This is a genomic window from Roseomonas sp. TAS13, from assembly GCF_001950415.1.
GTDB lineage: Bacteria > Pseudomonadota > Alphaproteobacteria > Acetobacterales > Acetobacteraceae > Roseomonas > Roseomonas mucosa.
The window spans coordinates 1-740 of record NZ_BDLP01000765.1 but is presented as its reverse complement, the minus strand read 5'-3'; the positions used below and the strand labels follow the sequence as shown (position 1 = coordinate 740).

The 740-nt window shown below is 74.6% G+C and carries 1 pseudogene; it reads left to right on the top strand.

The features are described from left to right. Window positions 1-728 (top strand): annotated as a pseudogene (locus ROTAS13_RS25395) (hybrid sensor histidine kinase/response regulator); the annotation flags it as partial. Window positions 729-740 lie beyond the last annotated feature (12 nt).

Genomic DNA, 740 nt, shown 5'->3' with positions numbered 1-740 from the left:
TTCGCCTTACGGTGGAGCTGTGCGTAGATGTGATCAAGAGACAGGCCCCGGCGGAGGCGCATGGGGCGCCCCCGGCGGCGCCCCGGCCCGGCCCGGCGGAACGGCCCGGCGAGGAAGGCGGCGAGAAAGAGGCGGCACCCGCCGCCACGCCAGGAACCTCCACGTCAGGAACCTCCCCCCCGGCACCCGCCGAGCGGCATCCGGTGGCAGGCGGCGGCGAATACCTGCGGGTCGAAGCGGGACGCGTCGATGCCCTGTCCGGCCTGCTGCACGAGCTGTCGGGGGAGTTGCAGAACCAGGATCGGCAGGCGGAGGCGCTGCGCCGGCTGGAGCGCCGGCTGCGGGGGTTGCGCCGGACCTGGCAGGAGCTGCGCGGCGAGGCCGGAAAGGCCAACGGGGGCGGCGCGGAAGCGCGGCTGCGGGAATTCGACCTGGCGCTGTCCGGCCTGGGGCGGGAGCTCGCCGCCCTGGTCCGCGACGGCCGCGACGCGGCCTGGAACGCGGATCAGCTGTCGCGCCGCCTGCGCCAGGGGGTGGAGCGGATCTCCCTGGTTCCGGCCGAGGCGGTGCTCGGCGGCCTGGGCTCCATGACGCGCGACCTCGCCCGCTCCGAGGGCCGGGAGATCGCCTTGCGGCTGGAAGGGATGGAGACCGAGGCCGACCGCCGCGTGCTGCAGGCGCTGAAGGACCCGGTCCTGCACCTGCTGCGCAACGCCGCTGTCTCTTGATCACATCTACGC